Annotated in this window: 19 protein-coding genes; 13 read left to right on the top strand and 6 right to left on the bottom strand. The window is 68.0% G+C overall.

All coding sequences use genetic code 11. From position 1 onward, the window contains the following. Positions 1-24: 24 nt before the first annotated feature. From OGL92_RS10310 to OGL92_RS10290, 5 genes are all read right to left on the bottom strand, one after another. Complete coding sequence (locus OGL92_RS10310) at positions 25-264, bottom strand: hypothetical protein (protein WP_263143461.1); 240 nt, start codon at positions 262-264, stop codon at positions 25-27. 103 nt (positions 265-367) lie between these two features. Next, entirely contained in the window at positions 368-1,270 is a 903-nt protein-coding gene (locus OGL92_RS10305) for a LysR family transcriptional regulator (protein WP_263143459.1), read from the bottom strand. A 142-nt stretch (positions 1,271-1,412) separates the two neighbouring features. Continuing rightward, the gene (locus OGL92_RS10300) at positions 1,413-1,961 is read right to left on the bottom strand and encodes a DUF1003 domain-containing protein (protein ID WP_263143458.1); all 549 of its coding nucleotides are present in this window, start codon (positions 1,959-1,961) and stop codon (positions 1,413-1,415) included. Positions 1,962-2,213: 252 nt separating this feature from the next. Beyond that, positions 2,214-3,134, bottom strand: coding sequence for a c-type cytochrome (locus OGL92_RS10295; RefSeq protein ID WP_263143456.1), 921 nt, complete (start codon positions 3,132-3,134; stop codon positions 2,214-2,216). Next, positions 3,131-3,784: a cytochrome c4 gene (locus OGL92_RS10290; protein WP_263143454.1), complete on the bottom strand. Its 654-nt coding sequence runs from the start codon at positions 3,782-3,784 to the stop codon at positions 3,131-3,133. Before OGL92_RS10290 ends, OGL92_RS10295 begins: the two co-directional genes overlap by 4 nt. Before the next feature lie 250 nt (positions 3,785-4,034). On the opposite strand from OGL92_RS10290, the gene zapE reads away from it, so the two are divergent. The 4 genes from zapE to OGL92_RS10270 all read left to right on the top strand — a co-directional run bounded on the left by zapE (position 4,035) and on the right by OGL92_RS10270 (position 8,175). Beyond that, positions 4,035-5,156, top strand: coding sequence for a cell division protein ZapE (zapE, locus tag OGL92_RS10285; protein ID WP_263143453.1), 1,122 nt, complete (start codon positions 4,035-4,037; stop codon positions 5,154-5,156). Positions 5,157-5,312: 156 nt separating this feature from the next. After that, positions 5,313-6,140, top strand: a complete 828-nt coding sequence (locus tag OGL92_RS10280) for a MaoC family dehydratase N-terminal domain-containing protein (RefSeq protein WP_263143452.1) — start codon at positions 5,313-5,315, stop codon at positions 6,138-6,140. Between the two features lie 46 nt (positions 6,141-6,186). Continuing rightward, entirely contained in the window at positions 6,187-7,347 is a 1,161-nt protein-coding gene (locus OGL92_RS10275) for an acyl-CoA dehydrogenase family protein (RefSeq protein ID WP_263143451.1), read from the top strand. 15 nt (positions 7,348-7,362) lie between these two features. Then, positions 7,363-8,175, top strand: coding sequence for a CoA ester lyase (locus OGL92_RS10270; protein ID WP_263143449.1), 813 nt, complete (start codon positions 7,363-7,365; stop codon positions 8,173-8,175). A 710-nt stretch (positions 8,176-8,885) separates the two neighbouring features. Here the strand turns inward: OGL92_RS10270 and OGL92_RS10265 are convergent. Beyond that, complete coding sequence (locus OGL92_RS10265) at positions 8,886-10,109, bottom strand: OprD family porin (RefSeq protein WP_263143447.1); 1,224 nt, start codon at positions 10,107-10,109, stop codon at positions 8,886-8,888. Between the two features lie 276 nt (positions 10,110-10,385). On the opposite strand from OGL92_RS10265, the gene OGL92_RS10260 reads away from it, so the two are divergent. The 9 genes from OGL92_RS10260 to OGL92_RS10220 all read left to right on the top strand — a co-directional run bounded on the left by OGL92_RS10260 (position 10,386) and on the right by OGL92_RS10220 (position 19,248). Next, on the top strand, positions 10,386-11,582 hold the full coding sequence (locus OGL92_RS10260; RefSeq protein WP_263143445.1) for an acetyl-CoA C-acetyltransferase: 1,197 nt from the start codon (positions 10,386-10,388) through the stop codon (positions 11,580-11,582). 25 nt (positions 11,583-11,607) lie between these two features. Beyond that, positions 11,608-12,465 (top strand): alpha/beta hydrolase, encoded by an 858-nt coding sequence (locus OGL92_RS10255; RefSeq protein ID WP_263143444.1) that lies wholly within the window; start codon positions 11,608-11,610, stop codon positions 12,463-12,465. A 110-nt stretch (positions 12,466-12,575) separates the two neighbouring features. Then, a complete protein-coding gene (locus OGL92_RS10250) occupies positions 12,576-13,466 on the top strand; it encodes an MBL fold metallo-hydrolase (RefSeq protein ID WP_263143443.1) in 891 nt (296 codons plus the stop codon). An 80-nt stretch (positions 13,467-13,546) separates the two neighbouring features. Beyond that, positions 13,547-14,464, top strand: a complete 918-nt coding sequence (locus OGL92_RS10245) for a LysR substrate-binding domain-containing protein (protein ID WP_263143442.1) — start codon at positions 13,547-13,549, stop codon at positions 14,462-14,464. A 120-nt stretch (positions 14,465-14,584) separates the two neighbouring features. Beyond that, entirely contained in the window at positions 14,585-15,637 is a 1,053-nt protein-coding gene (locus OGL92_RS10240; protein ID WP_263143441.1) for a cyclase family protein, read from the top strand. 19 nt (positions 15,638-15,656) lie between these two features. After that, positions 15,657-16,358 (top strand): SDR family oxidoreductase, encoded by a 702-nt coding sequence (locus OGL92_RS10235; RefSeq protein WP_263143440.1) that lies wholly within the window; start codon positions 15,657-15,659, stop codon positions 16,356-16,358. A gap of 554 nt (positions 16,359-16,912) precedes the next feature. After that, complete coding sequence (locus tag OGL92_RS10230) at positions 16,913-17,614, top strand: 3-oxoacid CoA-transferase subunit A (protein WP_263143438.1); 702 nt, start codon at positions 16,913-16,915, stop codon at positions 17,612-17,614. Positions 17,615-17,618: 4 nt separating this feature from the next. Continuing rightward, positions 17,619-18,323, top strand: a complete 705-nt coding sequence (locus OGL92_RS10225; protein ID WP_263143437.1) for a 3-oxoacid CoA-transferase subunit B — start codon at positions 17,619-17,621, stop codon at positions 18,321-18,323. A 34-nt stretch (positions 18,324-18,357) separates the two neighbouring features. Continuing rightward, positions 18,358-19,248 (top strand): acyl-CoA thioesterase domain-containing protein, encoded by an 891-nt coding sequence (locus tag OGL92_RS10220; protein WP_263143435.1) that lies wholly within the window; start codon positions 18,358-18,360, stop codon positions 19,246-19,248. Positions 19,249-19,348 lie beyond the last annotated feature (100 nt).

Raw genomic sequence — 19,348 nt, 5'->3', positions numbered from 1 at the left:
GGTGCATCGGCTCCCCATCCCTTCCTACGATTTCTTCAATCCATCCAGCGCCTTGCGCGCCTGATCGGCACAGCGCTTGTAATCACCCGATTCCTTGGCTTCCTTCGCCTGCTGGTGTTGGTGATGGGTGTCCGACGTGTGTTGGCTGTCGGTCGCCGCATCCAGCTTGGACAGCGCCTCCTCGCACTGGTGATGGTCCTTCTCCGCTTGAGCCGTGGAGGAAAAGGCGAGGGCGCCGACGAACAAGAAGAGTATCGCTTTCATGGGCAGAATCCGTCCTGATAGAAGGGGGGAAACCTGAGCCTAGGACAGGGTGCGTCGCTCGACGAGGCACCTCATCGGAACCTCGCTTCGAGCGTTCCGCTCGCTAATCCCCTTCGAAAGCGCCCTGCAGACGCGCCTGGATGAAATCCAGGAAGCACCGGATACGCAGCGCCAGCTCGGCGTTGCGGTAGTAGACGGCCTGGATCGGCTGGTACTGCGCCTCGGTCAGCTCCGGCAACACGCGGACCAGGCGTCCGGCCTGCAAATCCGCCTCGGTCATGAATGCGGACAGGCAGGCGATACCCTGTCCGGCCAGCGCGAGCTGGCGGAGCGTTTCGCCGCTGGAGGCGGAAACACTCGGGGCGATGGCCAGCAAGGCGCCGTCGGCCTGGCGCAAGGGCCAGAGGTTCAGGCTCTGCGGTTCGGTGAAGCCCAGCAGCGAATGATTCAGGAGGTCTTCCGGGCACCGCGGGGTTCCGTGAAGTTGCACATAGCCAGGGCTGGCCATGATCGCCAGGCGGCTACGGCCGAGGGGCCGCGCATGCAGGGTGGAGTCGCTCAACGGGCCGATGCGGATCGCGATGTCGGTACGCTGCTGCAACAGGTCGATGTTCAGTTCGTCGGTGTTCAGCTCCAGCTGGACGTACGGGTAGTCCGCGCGAAAGGCGTCGATGTGCGGCAGGATCGCGTGCAGCATGAAGGGTGTCGCCGCATTGATCCGCAGGCGCCCGGCGGGACGCTGGCGGCGCAGCGCCAGCCCTTCTTCCAGGGTCTCCATGCGGCGCAGGATGTCCCGGGTCTGCGACAGCACGAAACGCCCCTCCTCGGTCAGTTCCATACGCCGGGTGGTGCGGTTGAGCAGGGTGGTGGCGAACTTCCGCTCCAGGCGCGCCAGGCTCCGGCTGATCGCCGAGGGCGTTAGGCCGAGCTGGTCGGCGGCGGCGCTGATCGAGCCACAGTCGACGACGGCGACGAAGATCTCCAGCTCCTCGGACTGGGCTTTCATGCCGACCCCAGGTCGTCTGAGGCGAGCGCCAGCCTGGGCCGCTCGCCCACTGAACCGGGGATCGGCCCTGTCGGGGACCAGGGCGTTTCTCGGGGACCTCGCACCGATCGGCCAGGCGCCGCCAAACGGGCGCTTTTCGCATTCACGGCTTGCCGCCCTCGTTCATGAAGTGCGCATGCAGTTGCCGGGTCAGGCTCTCGACACGTTCGGTCAATTCCTTGGTGATGGCGGTGAGCTCGGTGTTCTGCCGTAACAGTTGCAGCAATTGCTCGCTGTTCTGCGCGGCCTCGGCCTGGCGTTGCTCGCTGGCCACGGCGATGGCTTCGCGGTGTTGCGCATCCGCCTCGGCATTGGCCTTGTCGCGAGCGGCCTGGCGGGTCTGCGCCAGCAGGATAAGCGGGGCGGCATAGGCCGCCTGCAGGCTGAAGGCCAGGTTGAGCAGGATGAAGGGGTAGGCGTCGAAGCGCGCGATGTCCAGCACGTTGAGGGCGATCCACAGCCCGACGATGAGGGTTTGCGCGCCGAGGAAAAGCGGGGTGCCGAAGAAGCGCGCGAAGGCTTCCGCCTTGAGGGCGAACGCATCGTTGCCGAAGGTCGACGTCAGGTGGGCGATCGGCCGATGGAAGCGCATGTGGTCGGCGATGCGGTGGCCCGGGAGGCCGCGGCCGGCATCGGGATTCGCTGGTTTCATGGGGTGTCCTCGGTATCGTTCGAAGTGGCGGCCGCCCTCCGGCGCATGCGGCATCGCCGTCGTCGCGACGACAGGGTCGCAACCGGAGAACGCGGGCCCGGACAAGGGTAGCGCGTTCGAGACCCGTGGAACCCGGGAGCGAGGCTCAGGTTGGCCGTAAGCCGGTGTCGGCGCGCCGGACGAGGCGCGCCTGCGTCCGCCCTCCGGGCGTGGTCGAGCCGGGCCCGCCCGCGGCGGGGCCCGGCGATCCCGCTACTTGATGCCCTGGCCGAGCAGCACGCCCTCCACCTGCTTGCCATACAGGTTCACACCGTCGTTGGCGTGGAACTTGTCGCGGGTCTTCTCGATGGAGCCCTCGATCAGGCGGGGGTCCTGCGGCCGTTCGTGGCTGTTCATGAACGCCGCCACGTGCCAGGCATCCGCATCGCTCAGGCTGCGGCCCTTGCCGAACGGCATGCTCTCCTTGATGAAGGCCGCGGCGGTATTGATCCGGTGCATGCCGGCGCCCCAGTTGTAGGACTGCGCGCCCCACAGCGGCGGGAACACGTAGTCCTCGCCGGATTTCTGCCCCTGGCCGTCGGCGCCATGGCAAACGGCGCATTGGGCGGCGTAGACCTGCGCGCCCTTGGCCAGGTCGTAGCCGCCCTTGGGTTCGGGAATTTCAGGGTAGGCGCGGCCCGGCAGGGCCTTGCCCACCGGCGCCCCGGTGGACAGCCAGTAGGAGTAGGCGGTCAGGGCGCCGATCACCGGGCCGTCCGCCGGTGGCGGCTTGCCGTTCATGCTGAACTGGAAACAGCCTTGCAAGCGTTCGGCGTAGCTGTTGACCTTGTCGTTCTTCTGCCGATAGGCGGGGTACATGGTGTAGGCGGCCCACAGGGGCGCGGAATTGGCCTTGCGCCCCTGTTCGATGTGGCAGTTGGTGCAGCTCAGGCCGTTGCCGACGAACTCGGGTGCCTTGTTGCGCGTATCGACGAAGATCGCGTGACCCTCGCGGACCAGTCGGCCAAAAGCGTTATCCGGCAGCTCGCTTTCCTGGGGCGGCTGGAAATAGGGTTTCTCCGCCGGCTTAGCGGTGCTCGCGGGCAATTGCGACTGATCGTCCATGGCGACCTTGGCCGCCATCGCCGGGGCGACGATGAGCGAAGCGAGCAGGCCGGGGATGAAGGGATTCATGGGGTAACCTCCTTCTGGCCCAGGCCAGCGAAGTATTCCGCGACGGAGTTGATTTCCTCGTCGGTCATCGACCGGGCGATATGGCCCATCAGGTCGTTCGGGTCGTTCTTGCGCGCGCCCTGGCGCCAGGCCTGCAGTTGCGCGCTCAGGTATTGCGCCGATTGCCCCGCGAGGGGCGGGAAGGCTTCGCCCACGCCGCCCCCGCCGGGGCCGTGGCAGGCCACGCATTCGGGGATGTCGCGCTCCCAGGCGCCGCGCAGCGCGAGGCTCTCGCCCGCGCCCGTAGCCTGTCGGGCGCGGCCGAGGCGTTCTGGATGCGGGGCGGGCAGGGCGGCGAGGTGCGCGGAAACCTGGTCGATTTCGGCATCGGTCAGCGCCGCCGCGATGGGTTGCATGATCGGATTGGTCCGGGAGCCGGAGCGGAAATCGCCGAGCTGTTTGGCCATGTAGCCGGCCGACAGGCCAGCCAGGCGTGGAAAGCCGGCAGCGCCCATGCCCATGCCATCCGCGCCATGGCAGGTGGCGCAGGCCATCGCCGCCGGATTGGCGCCACCCTGGGCGTAGATTTTCTGTCCGGGTTCGTCGGCTTGCGCCGATAGGGCGAATAGCAGGCCGCAAAGGCCCGCCAGGGGCCAAGGGGTAGTGTTCATCGATAGCCTCATCACGGTGGTGGTGAACTGCCGCGCGGCCTCTTGGCGTACTGAGGAACGCTCTTGTCGGGTGCATCGGGCCGTGCAACGCCTTGTCGCCACCGAAAGGTACCACAGGAATGTGCAGCGAAAAGGGCATAAGGAATAAGCATATAACCGTATCGACGGTGACGATTTCCGCACTCGGGCTCGTCTTCGCCGCGGCGTCTGGATAGGATCGCGGCCTCGACTCTTTTTCCGAACGCCGCCGATGACACCCCCGACCCCTCTGCAAGCCTATCGGCGCGCGCTCGACGAGTTGGGCTTCGTGCCCGACCACGCCCAGGCCCAAGCCGTGGACGCGTTGCAGGCCTGCCACGACGCCTTGCACCGCCGGGGACGCCAGCCGGTGCAGGGCGTCTATCTCTGGGGCCCGGTGGGGCGCGGCAAGACCTGGCTGATGGACAGTTTCTACCAGAGCCTGGATGTGCCGAAGCGGCGCCAGCATTTCCACCATTTCGTGCGCTGGGTGCATCGGCGCTGCTTCCAGTTGAGCGGCACGCCTGACCCGTTGCGCGTGCTGGCCCGCGAGCTGCGCGCGGAGGCGCGGGTGCTCTGCTTCGACGAACTGTTCATCAGCGACATCGGCGACGCGATGATCCTCGGCCGGCTGTTGCAGGCGATGCTCGCCGAGGGCGTGGTGCTGGTCGCCACCTCCAACCAACCGCCGCAGGCACTCTACGCCGACGGTTTCAACCGCGAGCGCCTGCTTCCGGCGATCCAGGCGCTGGAAGAACATATGCAAGTGGTCCGCGTCGAGGGCGCCCAGGACCACCGCCTGCATCCCGGCGCCCGGCAGCCGCGTTACTGGGTCACCGAACCGGGCAGTCCCGTCGCGCTGGACGCGGTATTCGAGCGCCTCGCCGCCGGTGCGCCGGCCAGCACCGAGCCGGTGGAGCTGGGGCATCGACCGCTGCCGGTGGTCAAGCGCGCCGAGGGGATCATCTGGTGCCGCTACGCCGACCTGTGCGAGCGGCCCCTGGCGGCCTTCGACTTCATCGTCCTCTGCGATCGCTTCCCGCTCATCCTGCTCGGCGATGTGCCGGAGCTGAGTGCCTGCCCGCGCGAGGCCCGCATCGCCCGTGGCACCGAAGACGGCGTCAACCGGGTGGCGGCGGGCGACCGCGAGCTGCAGGCGCTGTCCCGCACCGACGACGGCGTGCGGCGCTTCATCGCCCTGGTGGACGAATGCTACGACCGGAGGGTGCCGCTCTACGTCGAAGCGGCCGTGCCCTTGACGACGCTCTATACCCAGGGCGCGCTGACCTTTCCGTTCCGCCGGACCTTGAGCCGCCTGCAGGAAATGCAACTGCAACGCTTCGGCAGGCCGTGAATGCCTCCGGCGACCCGGCGCCGAATCCTGGATGCCGAGTTCCCTGGCCCCAGGTATTAGCCCTGGCTTGAAGCGGGCTTATGGAAAAGCGAATTCCACCCTTCGGTCGCCCCTTGCATCATGGCGTACGACTCGAGACGACGTGGAAGACGAGGCATGGCAGATTTCGATCCGGCGCAATGGCTGGGACGTACCGAAGAGGTTCACGACCAGCTCAGCCGCAACCTGGTCCGGCGCATCGCCGCCACCTTCGACGTGGCGGCCCCCGGGCATGGCGAGGAGTTGCCGCTGTTGTGGCATTGGTGCTTCTTCCAGGAACCGGTGGATTCCGCCGGCTTGGGCAGCGACGGCCATCCGGCGCTGGGCGGCTTCATGCCGCCGGCCCATGGGCGCAACCGCATGTGGGCCGGCGGGCGCCTGGAGTTCCTCGCGCCCCTGCGGGTGGGCGAGGAAGCCTGCCGCACCACCCGCATCGCCCATATAGAAGAGAAGAACGGCCGCAGCGGTTCCCTGCTGTTCGTCACGCTGCACCATGAATACCGGCAGGGCGGCCGCCTGGCGATCCGCGAGGAACAGGACATCGTCTACCGCGAGCCCAGCCCGCCCAAGCTGGCCGATGGCGAGCCGCTGCCCGAGGCGCAATGGCGCGAAGCGATCCAGCCCGACCCGGTGCTGCTGTTCCGCTACTCGGCGGTCACCTTCAACGCCCACCGGATCCACTACGACTGGCCCTACGTGACCGAGGCCGAGGGCTACCCCGGCCTGGTGGTGCACGGCCCGCTGACCGCGACGCTGAACCTGGCGGCGTTCGTCAAGGCGCATCCCGCGCGGCGGCCGAAACGCTTCAGCTTCCGGGGCGTGCGGCCGCTGATCGCGCCCGCGGCCTTCGAAGTGGGCGGCCGGTCGCTGGAACCCGGCGTCGCCGAGCTCTGGGCCGGCAACGCCAGCGGCCTCTGCCAGCAGGCGCGCATCGAATACGAATGAGTGCGGGGCCTTTCCCCGCCGTCACCCTTTTCACGACGAGGTCGTCATGCATAGCCAACACGAAGAACTGAATGCCATCCGCGAAGGCGTGCGCGCGTTGTGCGCCGAATTCGATGCCGCCTACTGGCGCAAGGTCGATGAAGAGAAAGGCTTCCCCGAGGCTTTCGTCGAGGCCCTGACCCGCGCCGGCTGGCTGGCGGCGATGATCCCCATCGAGTACGGCGGCTCCGGCCTGGGCCTGGCCGAGGCTTCGGTGATCCTCGAGGAAGTCAACCGCTGCGGCGGCAACTCCGGCACCGTCCACGGGCAGATGTACAACATGTTCACCTTGCTGCGGAACGGCAGCGAGGAGCAGAAGCGCTACTACCTGCCGAAGATCGCCGCCGGCGAGCTGCGCCTGCAATCCATGGCGGTGACCGAGCCGACCACCGGCACCGACACCACCAAGATCAAGACCACCGCCGTGCGCAAGGGCGACAAGTACGTGGTCAACGGGCAGAAGGTGTGGATCTCGCGTATCCAGCATTCCGACCTGATGATCCTGCTGGCGCGCACCACACCGCTGGCCGAGGTGAAGAAGAAGGTCGACGGCATGTCGATCTTCCTGGTGGACCTGCGCGAAGCCATCGGCAACGGCCTGACCGTGCAGCCCATCGCCAACATGGTCAACCACGAGACCAACGAGCTGTTCTTCGACAACCTGGAGATTCCCGCCGACAGCCTGATCGGCGAGGAGGGCAAGGGTTTCCGCTACATCCTCGACGGGCTCAACGCCGAGCGCACGCTGATCGCCGCCGAGTGCATCGGCGACGGCCGCTGGTTCATCGAGAAAGCCAGCGCCTACGCCCGCGACCGCGAGGTGTTCGGCCGGCCGATCGGGCAGAACCAGGGCGTGCAGTTCCCCATCGCCGAGGCCCACATCGAGGTGGAGGCCGCGGACCTGATGCGCTGGCGCGCCTGTGCCGAGTACGACAGCGGGGTCAACGCCGGCGCCAGCGCCAACATGGCCAAGTACCTGGCGGCCAAGGCGTCCTGGGAAGCGGCCAACGCCTGCCTGCAAACCCTGGGTGGCTTCGGCTTCGCCTGCGAGTACGATGTCGAGCGTAAATTCCGCGAGACCCGGCTTTATCAGGTGGCGCCGATCTCCACCAACCTGATCCTGTCCTACGTCTCCGAGCACCTGCTCGACCTGCCCCGTTCGTTCTGAGGAAACCGTCGCCCCATGTCCAGCCACCTGCTCCGCACCGCCCTGTTCGTCCCCGGGAGTCGTCCCGAACGCTTCGCCAAGGCCCTGGCCAGCGGTGCCGACGCGGTGATCGTCGACTTCGAGGACGCCGTGGAAGAAGCGCAGAAACGCCAGGCGCGGGACAACCTCGAGGTGTTCCTCGATGACCAGCCGGATGCCCGGGTCTGGGTGCGGGTGAACATGGCCGGCCATGCCGAACACGCGGCGGACCTCGAGGCGTGCCGCCACCCCGGCGTGGACGGCATCCTCCTGCCCAAGGCGGAAAGCGTGGAGCAGGTGGTGCGCGCCGCCGCCATCGGCAAGCCGCTCTGGCCGATCGTCGAGAGCGCCCGTGGGTTGCAGGAACTGCCGGCCATGGCCCGGGCGGCAGGCGTTGAGCGCCTGACCTTCGGCGGGCTGGACCTGGGCGTCGACCTGGGCCTGGCCGCCGGCAGCGCCGCGGCCGAGCGCATCCTCGACCAGGCGCGCTTCGTTTTACTGCTGCAATCGCGCCTGGCCGGCCTGGCGCAGCCACTGGACACGGTGTTCCCGCGCATCGACGACGAGGCGGGGCTGACCCGCTTCGCCCGCGACGCCGGCGCCATGGGGTTCGCCGGGATGCTGTGCATCCACCCGAAACAGGTCGCCGTGGTGCATGCGGCACTGGCGCCGTCCGCCGACGAAGTGGCCTGGGCGCGCCGGGTGGTCGAAGGCGCCGAGGAGGGCGTCGGCGCCTTCAAGGTGGACGGTCAGATGGTGGATGCCCCGGTCATCGCCCGCGCCCGGCGCATCCTCGTCGCCGCCGGCTGAATACCGCTTTTCCTCGCGGGCGCACCCGTCGCGCCCGTTTTTTTGCCCGTAATTCACGAATCGCGGCACTTCGGGTCGAAGTCATCGGCCCCTGTGTTTGGTGTCCGGGCGGGCCTGCGGGCGCTTCGCGCGCCCCGACAGGCTCGAACACGAGTCAAGTCCTCATCGCGGCCAGGTCCTTTCCCATGGCTTGGGCCATCCGCCGCGCATTCGACACCCATGAGCCACGATTTCCGACTCGGGCATCGCCCTCGAAACAACCCTCAGGATTCGACGGCGAAGTTTCCGTGGGTGGATCGGCCATGGGCGTAATCCCGGGTAAAGCCAGCGTCCGCCCTGCGGCAGCTCCGCCATTCGTCTTGCCTGCGAATCGGCCTGAGATAGAGGCGGCCCCTCCGACCCGCCGCTCGGAGCAAATGCTGCGACGGCGAACCCGCCGTAGCGGGCATCGGTAGGGTGGATCAGCCATGGGTGGAATCCACCATGAAGCCAGCGCCGGTACCGCAACGGTTCCGCCACAGGTTTTCGCCGCGACGGATACAGGCTTGGGGGCACGAATGCGGGCATCCGATTGGACGCCCGGCGAAGCTCGAAGGGTGCGGCTCTCCGGCGGACCCGGGAGGGGCAGCGGGCGGATCAGGCCGCCGAATAGCCATCGCCCCTCCGCTCGGAGGGGCGATGGCCAGAGCGGGCGACGGCGCCCGCCCGCATCATTTCAGCGGGATGCTGTAGGACAGGATCAGGCGGTTCTCGTCGAGGTCCCCGATGGCCGCGTCGGAGCGCACCATCGCGTTGCGCCAGCGCACGGCGAGGTTCTTCAGCGGGCCGTTCTGCACCGTATAGGTCAAGTCGATGTCGCGTTCCCATTCCTCGCCGCCCTGGTTGCCCACGTCGAAGCCGTCGCCTTTCAGGTAACGGGTGAAGAAGGTCAGGCCGGGCACCCCGAGGCGGGCGAAGTCCAGGTCGTAACGCACCTGCCAGGAGCGTTCCTGGGCGCGGGTGAAGTCGAGGATCTGCACCACGTTGGCGACGTTGGCATCGGCGTCCTGCAGGTAGGGGAAGGGCGAGTCGCCGCCGTTGTCCTGGTAGCCGGCGCGGAAGGTGTGGGGTCCGGTGCTGGCCGAGAGCAGGACCGAGGTCAGCCCGTTGTCGATGTCGCCGGCGCGGGCGCCGCCGGCCTCCGAGGAGTCGAAGTAGCCGAGGCTGGCTCCCAGGCTCCAGTCGCCCAGGGTATGGCTGGCCAGGGCGCCGAAGTAGTTCTGCTGGTAGACGTCGGCCAGTTCGGCGCGCCAGTAGGACAGGATCAGCGACGGCGCCAGGGTGTAGCTGGCGCCCAGGTAGTCGAAGTGGTCGCCGGCCACGCCGTAGTTGCCGGCGAGGATGTCGTCGTGGTTGCTGCTGGAGTTGCGGTAGTTGACGTGGTCGAAGCGGCCGGCGTCGAGCAGCAGGTTATCGATGTCGCCGGAAGTCAGGGTAATGCCGTTGAACAGCGGCGGCAGCAGGCGGGCGTCGCTGGAGAGCAGCACCGGCGACTTGGGCATGAAGCCGCCGACCTTGAGTTCGGTCTTGGAAATCTTCGCCTTGAGCACGCCGGACAGGTCGGTGTATTCGTCCGGCCCGGAATCGCCGAACGCGTTGGGCAGCAGGCCGGTGCCGGCGCGGGCATCGGAAGAGTCCAGTTTCAGCCCCAGCGCGCCATACAGGTCGACGCCGAAGCCGACCAGCCCCTCGGTGTAGCCGGACTTGGCATTGAGGATGAAGCCCTGCGCCCACTCCTCGCGCTTGGACTGGGCCACGCCCGAATCGCGCAGGTCCCGGTTGAAGTAGAAGTTGCGCAATTGCAGCGTGACGCTGCTGTCGTCGATGAAGTCGGCCTGTGCGAGCGCGGGCAGCGCCAGCAACCCGCAGAGGGGGGCGAAGGAGTTCTTATGCATTGTTATGTCCGTCGTGATGTTCGGAGTGTCGCGGACCGGAGTCCGGCGCGAGCCAGCATGCTCAGGGGCGTCGGGCTTGGGAATTCGGTTTTCCTTAAGCGGCCTTTCCGCTCTGCGAAACACTCGGCGCGCCGCATGGGGCCTGCCTGGCCCGCCCATGCGAGACGGGCGCTTAAGCGCAGCGAAAGGCGCCCTTTCGCGATGCGAAATTGCCGCCCGGCGCTGGCCTCGCCCATGCTGGGCCGACCCCTCCCGCCGTAGAAGAGTGCCCGCGCCATGAGAAATGCGTTGATCGTTTCACCGCTTCGAACCCCCATCGGCAAATTCGGCGGGGCCCTGCTGCCGCTGACCGCCGACCATCTGGCGGCAACCCTCATACGCACCCTGATGACGCGCACCCAGGTACCGCCGGAGACCATCGACGAGGTCATCGTTTCCCAGTCCTACTCGTCCAGCGAGGCGCCCTGCATGGGTCGCTACGCGGCGTTGCTCGCCGACCTGCCGTTGCAAGTGCCCGGCTACACCCTCGACCGCCGTTGTGGCTCCGGCCTGCAGGCTGTGGTCGACGCGTCCATGCGCGTGCAACTCGGCCACGCCGAGGCGGTGCTGGTGGCCGGAGTCGAGAGCATGAGCAACATCGAGTACTACTCCACCGACATGCGCTGGGGCGCCCGCGCCGGCAGCGTGAAGCTGCACGACCGCCTGGAGCGCGGCCGCGAGCGCTCCCAGCCGGAAGGTCGCTTCGGCTACATCTCCGGGATGCCGGAGACCGCCGAGAACCTGGCCCGCGACTACGCCATCAGCCGCGAGGACGCCGACCGCTTCGCCGTGCGCAGCCACCAGTTGGCCGCGGCCGCCTGGCGCGAGGGGCGTTTCGCCGAGGAAGTGGTGCCGCTGGAAGTGCCGCGCAAGCGCGGCCCCAGCGAGACCTTCGCCCGTGACGAAGGCATCCGCGAGGACGCCAGCCTGGAGACCCTCGGTACGCTGCGCACGCTGTTGCCCGGCGGCGTTTGCACCGCCGGCAATTCCAGCCAGCAGAACGACGCCGCCGCCGGCTGCCTGGTGGTCTCGCCGGAATACGCCGCGCGGCACGGCCTCAAGCCCCTGGCGCGGCTGGTCGACTGGGCCGCCAGCGGTTGCGATCCGGCGCGCATGGGCATCGGCCCGGTGCCGGCGGTGGCTAAGCTGTTCGAACGCACCCGCCTGAGCCTGGCCGACATGGACCTGATCGAGGTCAACGAGGCCTTCGCCGCCCAGGCCCTGGCGGTGCTGCGCGCCTGGAAGCTGGAGGACCTCGACCGGGTCAACGTCAACGGCTCGGGGATTTCCCTGGGGCACCCGATCGGCGCCACCGGGGTGCGCATCATGACCACCTTGCTTCACGAGATGCGGCGCCGCGAGGCCCGCTACGGCCTGGAAACCATGTGCATCGGCGGCGGCCAGGGCATCGCGGCGCTGTTCGAGCGCGTCTAGTCGGAACGCCATCAGGAGAACCGCGATGAACTGGTGCGAAGCGAACGGCATGGCCCTGCGCTACGAAGTGCGCGAGGGTGATGGGCCGACGTTGGTACTGATCCACGAGATGGGCGGGTCGCTGGAAAGCTGGGACGCGGTTTGCGCGGCCCTGCCGGATTTCCGCCTGTTGCGCTACGACACGCGCTGCGCCGGCCTGTCGCAGAAAATCGTCGGCGCGGTGAGCGTCGACGAGCACGTCGACGACCTGCGGGCGCTGCTCGACGTGCTGGGCATCGAGGGTCCGCTCGCCCTGGCGGGCGTCGCGGTGGGCGCGGCCATCGCGATCCGTTTCGCCTCCCGGCATCCGCAACGGGTCGGCCATCTGGTCGGCCTGGCGCCGGCCTGTGGCGTCGCGGCCGCGGCGCGCGAGGGCGCCTTGCAGCGCGCCGCGCTGATCCGCCGCGAGGGCTTGGTGGACACCGTGGCCCAACTGCTGGAAAAAACCTGGCCGGCGCCCTTGCGCAGCGATCCGCAACGCTACGCCACCTTCCGCCTGCGCTGGCAGGCCGGCGATCCCCAGGGCTTCGCCGCCATTTTCGCGATGCTCGCGGACATGGACCTGGAGGCGGACCTGCCGCGCCTGCCAAGGCGCACCCTGCTGGTCGCCGGCGAGTACGACGGCCTGCGTCCGCCCGCGGAGATCGACCGCCTGGCCGGGTTCAACCGGGACATCGAGGCGCTGCACGTGGCCTCCGGGCACTTCATGTCGGTGCAGAGCCCGCGCTTGGTGGCGACCCTGTTGCGCGGCTTCATTCGCGACGACGCGGGGGGCGCCGAACTCTACCGTGCCTTCATGGCCGACCCCGCCCATCGGCTCGGCGCCAGCGGCCACGCTGCCTGAACCGGCTTAAGCGGCGCTTAAGGAGCGCTTAAGCAGAAGCGAAAAGCCGGCCGCCGAGGCTTGCCGGATAATCGCCGCAGTCCAGACCATAACTACAAGAGGAACCCGCCATGATGCAGTCCCGAATGATCGGCGATATCAAAGTCACCCGGATCCTGGAGTACGCCGGCCCTACCCACGACCCGGCCTTCCTGTTCCCCAGCATGGAGCCGGGCGTGCTGGACGAGCACCGCCAACTGATGGCGCCGAATCACTGGGTCCCGCACATGAACAAGCTGATCGTCACCATCCAGTTCTGGATCGTGCAGGTCGGCAGCCACATCATCGTGATCGATACCGGCGTCGGTAACTTCAAGCCGCGGGCCGACGTGGCGCGGATGAACATGCTCAACAACCGGGTGACCGAGTGGATGACCGCCGCCGGCGCGCCGCCGGAGAAGGTCACCCACGTGGTGATCACCCACCTGCATTCCGATCACGTCGGCTGGAACACGTCCTGGAAGGACAACCGCTGGGTGCCGACCTTCCCCAACGCCAAGTACTACCTGCCCAAGGACGATTTCGACTTCTGCTTCCAGGGCAAGAACAAAGCCTCGGACGTGATCGACGTGTTCGGCGATTCATTCTTCGACAGCGTGATGCCGATCGTCGACGCCGGCCTGGCCGAGATGATGCAGCCGGGCCAGGAAATCGCCGACTGCCTGCTGGTGGAGGCGGCGCCGGGCCACAGCCCCGGCCAGGTGGTGTTCCGCGTGCGCTCCGGCGGCGAGGAAGGGCTGTTCTCCGGGGACATCCTGCACAGCCCGGTACAGATCGTCCGTCCGGAAATCAACTCCGGCTACTGCATCTGGGAGGACACCGCGCGGCAGACGCGTCTGGCGTTCCTCAACCGCGCGGCCGATCGCGAGGCGCTGATCATGCCGGTGCACTTCGGCGAGCCCCACTGCGGCTACATCCGCCGCCAGGGCGACGGCTTCCGCTTCGAACCGGCGAGCTGGTAAGGGAGGGACTCGACGGGTTGCCTTGGCACGGCTGGCGTTAGTCATTACCGTGATGGCACCTCGCCGAGAAGCAACCGACCATGGCCATGCACTTCGATATCACCGATTTCCGCCTGTTCATCAACGTGGCGGAGACCAGCAGCCTGACCCGTGGCGCCGAGCGTTCGTTCCTCTCGGTGCCGGCGACCAGCAACCGGATCAAGAACCTGGAAGACAACCTGGGGATGAAACTCCTGGAGCGCTCGCCCCAGGGCGTCACCCTGACCAACGCCGGCAAGACCTACCTGCAACATGCGCGGATCATCCTCGCGCAACTGGAGATGCTCACCGGCGACCTGCAGCAGTTCGCCGAGGGCCTCAAGGGGCAGTTGCGCCTGCTGGCCAACACCACGGCGATCACCGAGTACCTGCCGCCGGTGGTCGGCGAATACCTGAAGACCCACCCGGACGTGCACATCGACATGCGCGAACGGCTCAGCGACGACATCGTGCGCAGCGTGCGCGATGGCGGCGCGGACCTGGGGATCGTCTCCGGCACCGTGGTGACCGACGGCTTGCAGAGTGTGCCGCTGGTGTCCAGCCGGCTGATGCTGGTGGCGCCGCTGGGGCATCCGATCCTCGAGCACCGCGAGGTGTTCTTCAAGGATTCCCTCAGCCATGCCTTCGTCTCCTTGCTGGAGGGCAGCGCGATCCATGTGTTCCTCAGTCGCGCCGCGGCGGCGCTGCACATCCCGCTGACGATTCGCGTGCAGGTGGCCAGCTATGACGCGGTGTTCCGCATGGTGGCCGCCGGTGCCGGCATCGCGGTGGTGCCACAGGCCGCCTTCACCCGCCTCAAGGGCAGCCAGAGCCTGGGCTCCTGCGACCTGCTCGATCCCTGGGCGGTGCGCAGCTTCCAGCTCTGCGCACAGGATTTCGACGGCCTGTCGAGCTTCGCCCGGGATTTCGCCGACAGCCTGATCGGCTGGTACCGCAGCGAGGAGGGCGAGGCGCTTTAACGCGAGGTTAAGCCGGGCTTCCACAGGGCGAAATTGAATGCGCCGCGCAGCTTTGGGACGCTTGGGCCGGGTGATGGCCGTCCAGGCGCCACCCTTCACCACAAGAAAAGGGGAATCCCCATGCCTGAACACCGCTGGAAGCAGCGTCCGCCTGGTTCGAACTGGGGCGATTTCGGTCCCGACGACCAGAAAGGCCGCCTCAACCTGCTGACCCCCGAAAAGGTCCGCCAGGGCGTCGCCGAAGTCCGCGAGGGCCTGGCCTTCTGCCTGAGCCTGCCGCTGGACTACCCGGGCGGCAATGCGATGAACGTCAACCGCCTGCCGCCGATCCTGCGCCCGCTGCTGCGCAAGGGCGGGGTGAACATGAACTACGAATACCAGTGGATCCAGGAAGGCCGCCCGGACGTGCTCAGCGACGACCTGGCGATCCTGCATCTGCAGTATTCGACCCAGTGGGATGCGCTGTCCCACGTCGGCGCGCTGTTCGACGCCAACGCCGATGGCGTGCCCGAGCCGCTCTACTACAACGGCTTCACCGCCGGCGGCGACGTCGAGGGACCGAGCGACCTGGCCGACTGCGGCATCGCCGGCACCCTCAAGCCCCACAGCACCTCCTGCGCCCATGCCCTGGGCATCGAGCGCATGGCCGAGACCTGCGTACAGGGCCGTGGGGTGATGATCGACCTGCATCACCATTACGGTCTCGGCCGTACCCACGTCGGCTACGACGAGCTGATGCGGGTGCTCGACGCCGACAAGGTGGAGGTGGAGAGCGGCGATCTGGTCTGCCTGCACACCGGCTATGCCGAGGCCCTGCTGGGGATGAACAAGAACCCCGACCCGAAGGAACTCGAGACCCTCGCCGCGGTGCTCGACGGCAACGACGCGCGGCTGCTGAACTGGATCACCGACAGCAACCTGGTGGCCATCGCCGCCGACAATTACTCGGTGGAGATCTTTCCCTCCAGCGGCGCCGACGCCTGCTGCTCGGTGATGCCGCTGCACCAGCACTGCCTGTTCAAGCTCGGCGTGCACCTGGGCGAGCTCTGGCACCTGACGCCCCTGGCCAACTGGCTGCGCGCCAATGGGCGCAACCGCTTCCTGCTCACCGCACCGCCGCTGCGCCTGCCCGGCGCCGTCGGCGCGCCGCTGAACCCGATCGCCACCGTCTGACCCTCTCAAGGAGACCTTCGTGTCCAAAGAACGCGTACTCATCACCGGCGGCGCTTCCGGCATCGGCGCCGCCATCGCCCAGCGCTGCCGCGAAGACGGCTACCAGCCGGTGATCATCGATCGTATCGGCGACGGCCTGATCGCCGACCTCAGCGATACCGCCGCCACCGCCGCCGCGCTGGACGCGGCGCTGGCCGACGGCCCCATCACCCGGCTGGTCAACAATGTCGGCATGGTCTGCCCGAACAGTGCAGAGGAGCAGAGCTTCGAAGAGCTGGAGCGGGTCTGGGCGCTGAACCTGCGCTGCTCGCTGCAATGCATGCAGGCCTTGCTGCCCGGCATGAAGGAGGCGGGCTTCGGGCGCATCCTCAACATGTCCTCGCGTGCCGCCCTGGGCAAGGAACTGCGCAGCGCCTACGCCGCGACCAAGGCCGGGCTGATCGGCATGACCCGCGTCTGGTCGCTCGAGCTGGGCCGCTTCGGCATCACCGCCAATGCCATCGGCCCCGGCCCGATCCGCACCGAACTGTTCGAGCGCGCCAATCCCCCGGACAGCCCGCGCACCCAGGCGATCATCGACTCGGTGCCGGTCAAGCGCCTCGGCATCCCCGACGACATCGCCCAGGCGTCCTCCTTCTTCCTCGATGCTCGCAGCGGCTTCGTCACCGGCCAGGTCCTCTACGTCTGCGGCGGCATGACCGTGGGCGTCGCGGGCGTCTGATCTCCAGGGGCGTATACCGCGTCCTCGGCCCACCCACGGCGGCGGCGGGCGCTGCGCCGGCCGCCCCACCGTGCAGGCCCCGGCCCAAGAGCCCCAGGGCCCGGCGGCGGATGCGCCCGTGGCCGATCCGCGCTGGCCTGGCTGTCGTCGGCGTGGCCCGAGCGCGCGGCGGATCGCGCCGTCGCCAAGCGGTCGGCGGTGGGCGCCGCAGCGACCGGTACCTGCCCCCACGACCCGCCGAGCGCGCCGCTCGCGCGGACGGACCGCTTCGCGAATCTCCCGACACCCCCACGACAAAAGAGCGTGGCCGTGGCGCGGGCCCGAGCCTTCGGGCCGTGCGCCTGCCATAGCGCGGGTGCCCCACCTTAATCCTGGGTTAACCGGGCCTTCCGCAGACTGAAATTGTGGCGGCCGGACCGCGCTGGCAAGCTGATTTTCACGGAGGAGGGCAGCCTTTGCCTTCCGTCGCGGGGCTCTCCGGCAGGTGCCGGCAGCCCGGCCGCCGGATCGCACGCAGGCCCAGCGCCACGAAAAGAAGAAGAGGACAAGCAGCCATGATCGACAAGTTTTCACCCAGCGCGGCGGACGCCCTGGCCGATATCCCGGACGGTGCCACCATCGCCGTGGGCGGCTTTGGCGGCGCCGGCATGCCCGAGGACCTGATCGAAGCGTTGATCGCCCAGGGCGCCCGCGAGCTGACCCTGGTCAGCAACAACGCCGGCCAGGGCGACACCGGGTTGGCCGCGCTGCTCAAGGCCGGCCGGGTGCGGCGGATACTCTGCTCCTACCCGCGGATGACCGGCTCCCACGTCTTCGAGGAGCTCTACCGGGCCGGCAAGATCGAGCTGGAGATCATTCCCCAGGGCAACCTCGCCGAGCGCCTGCGCGCCGCCGGTTGCGGCATCGGCGCTTTCTTCACCCCGACCGCCTATGGCACGCCACTGGCGGAAGGCAAGGAAACCCGGGTCATCGACGGCCGCGGCTACGTGCTCGAATACCCGATCCACCTCGACTATGCCCTGATCAACGCCGAGGCCGGCGATCGCTGGGGCAACCTGGTGTTCCGCAAGACCGCGCGCAATTTCAGCCCGGTGATGGCCATGGCGGCGCGCTGCACCGTCGCCTCGGTCGGCCGCGTCTGCGAACTGGGCGAGCTGGACCCCGAGCAGGTGGTCACCCCCGGCATCTTCGTCAAACGCATCGTCCAGCGCACGGCCGTGACCGCGCCGGCGGACGTCCAGAATCAGGTGGGATGAGCTCATGGATAAACAGACACGCAACGCCATGGCGGCACGGGTCGCGCGGGACATTCCCGAGGGCGCCTACGTCAACCTCGGCATCGGCCTGCCGACCCTGGTGGCCAACTACCTGCCCGCCGACAAGGACATCTTCCTGCACAGCGAAAACGGCGTGCTCGGCCGCTGGCACGCGGCCCCGGCCGGCGAGGAAGACTGGGACATGATCAATGCCGGCAAGGAGCCCATCGAACTGGAACCGGGCGCGGCGTTTTTCCACCACGCCGATTCCTTCGGCATGATGCGCGGCGGTCACCTGGACATCTGCGTGCTCGGCGCCTTCCAGGTGTCTGCGCGCGGCGACCTGGCCAATTGGCACACCGGGGCGGCGGACGCGATTCCCGCGGTCGGCGGCGCGATGGACCTGGCGATCGGCGCCAAGCGCATCTTCGTGATGATGGAGCACCTGGACAAGCAGGGCCGCAGCAAACTGCTGGATACCTGCGGCTATCCCTTGACCGGGCTGGGCTGCGTCAGCCGCGTCTACACCGACCTGGCGACCCTGGACATCACCGCCGACGGCGTGAAGGTGGTCGAGCTGGTGGGCGACACCACCGCGCAGGCCTTGCAGGCGGCCACGGCGGTGCCGTTGGACTTCACCGCGCTGGACGCCGCGACCAGGCCCGAGCGCCCCCTCAGCCGCGCCGCCGCGACGGCGGTGAACGGATGAGTCGTCAGCTAACCCTCCGCGGCGAGGCCTGAGCATGACCACCGCCGCCCGTTCTCCCGACTGGCGCTGGGACCAGCGCGATCTGACCGAACTGCTCTGCCTGGAGCCGGCCGGCGAGTCGGGCTTCCGCAGCTATGTCTGCGACACCAACGCCAACGGCCGGGTCTACGGCGGCCAACTGCTCGGCCAGGCACTCTGGGCGGCGGCGCAGACCGTCAGCGGGCGCAGCCCGGGCATGCTGCAACTGACCTTCTTGCAGGGAGCGCGCCCGCAGGACTGCATCGAGTTCAGCGTGGAGCGCCTGCAGGACGGCCGGCGCTTTTCCAGCCGGCATCTCTATGGCGCCCAGGGCACCGGGATGATTTTCAGCGCCAATGCGTCCTTCCAGGTGGGGCAGGGCGACCCGGGCAATCCGCATCGTCTGGAGAACCCGATGCCCGAGCCGGAAAGCCTGCCCACCCTGGCCGAACTGGCGGCCCGCTATCCGCAGCGCTCAGAGGCGGTGCAGTTGCGCTTTTCCAGTCGCCCGGTGCTGGACGTGCGGCCGATCCACCCGGAGGGCTATTTCGAGCATCCGGCGCGGCAGTCGAAGATCGCCTACTGGATAAGACTCAATCACGCCCTGCCGTTCGAGGGCTGCCTGCATCACGCGGCGCTGGCCTACATGTCGGACAGCTGGCTGAACGGCAGCCTGGCGCCACCGGTCGGCATGTTCGAGTTGTGGCAGGACTATTACGTCAGCAACCTGAACCATACGCTGTGGTTCCACAGCCTGGACATCGATGCCAGCGACTGGCTGCTGTTCGTCAACGACGCGGTGCGCAGCCTGTCGGGACGCGGCCTGGCGATGACCCACATCTATGACCGCGGCGGCCGGCTGCTGGCCAGCATGGCCCAGGACATCCTGATCGCGCCGCGCGCCTGAGCCCACTTAGCCAACCCGAAAGGCAGGGTTTCGTAAACGGAAATGGGCGGCCGATGGAATCTGCCGCATGCTCCAGATGCAGACAGGACACGAGTATCCG

Origin of the sequence: Pseudomonas sp. RIT-PI-AD (assembly GCF_025642785.1) — a bacterium.
In the GTDB taxonomy this organism is placed as follows: domain Bacteria; phylum Pseudomonadota; class Gammaproteobacteria; order Pseudomonadales; family Pseudomonadaceae; genus Pseudomonas_T.
The sequence above is the reverse complement of the archived record's forward strand: the minus strand, read 5'-3'. Positions and strand labels throughout refer to the sequence as shown.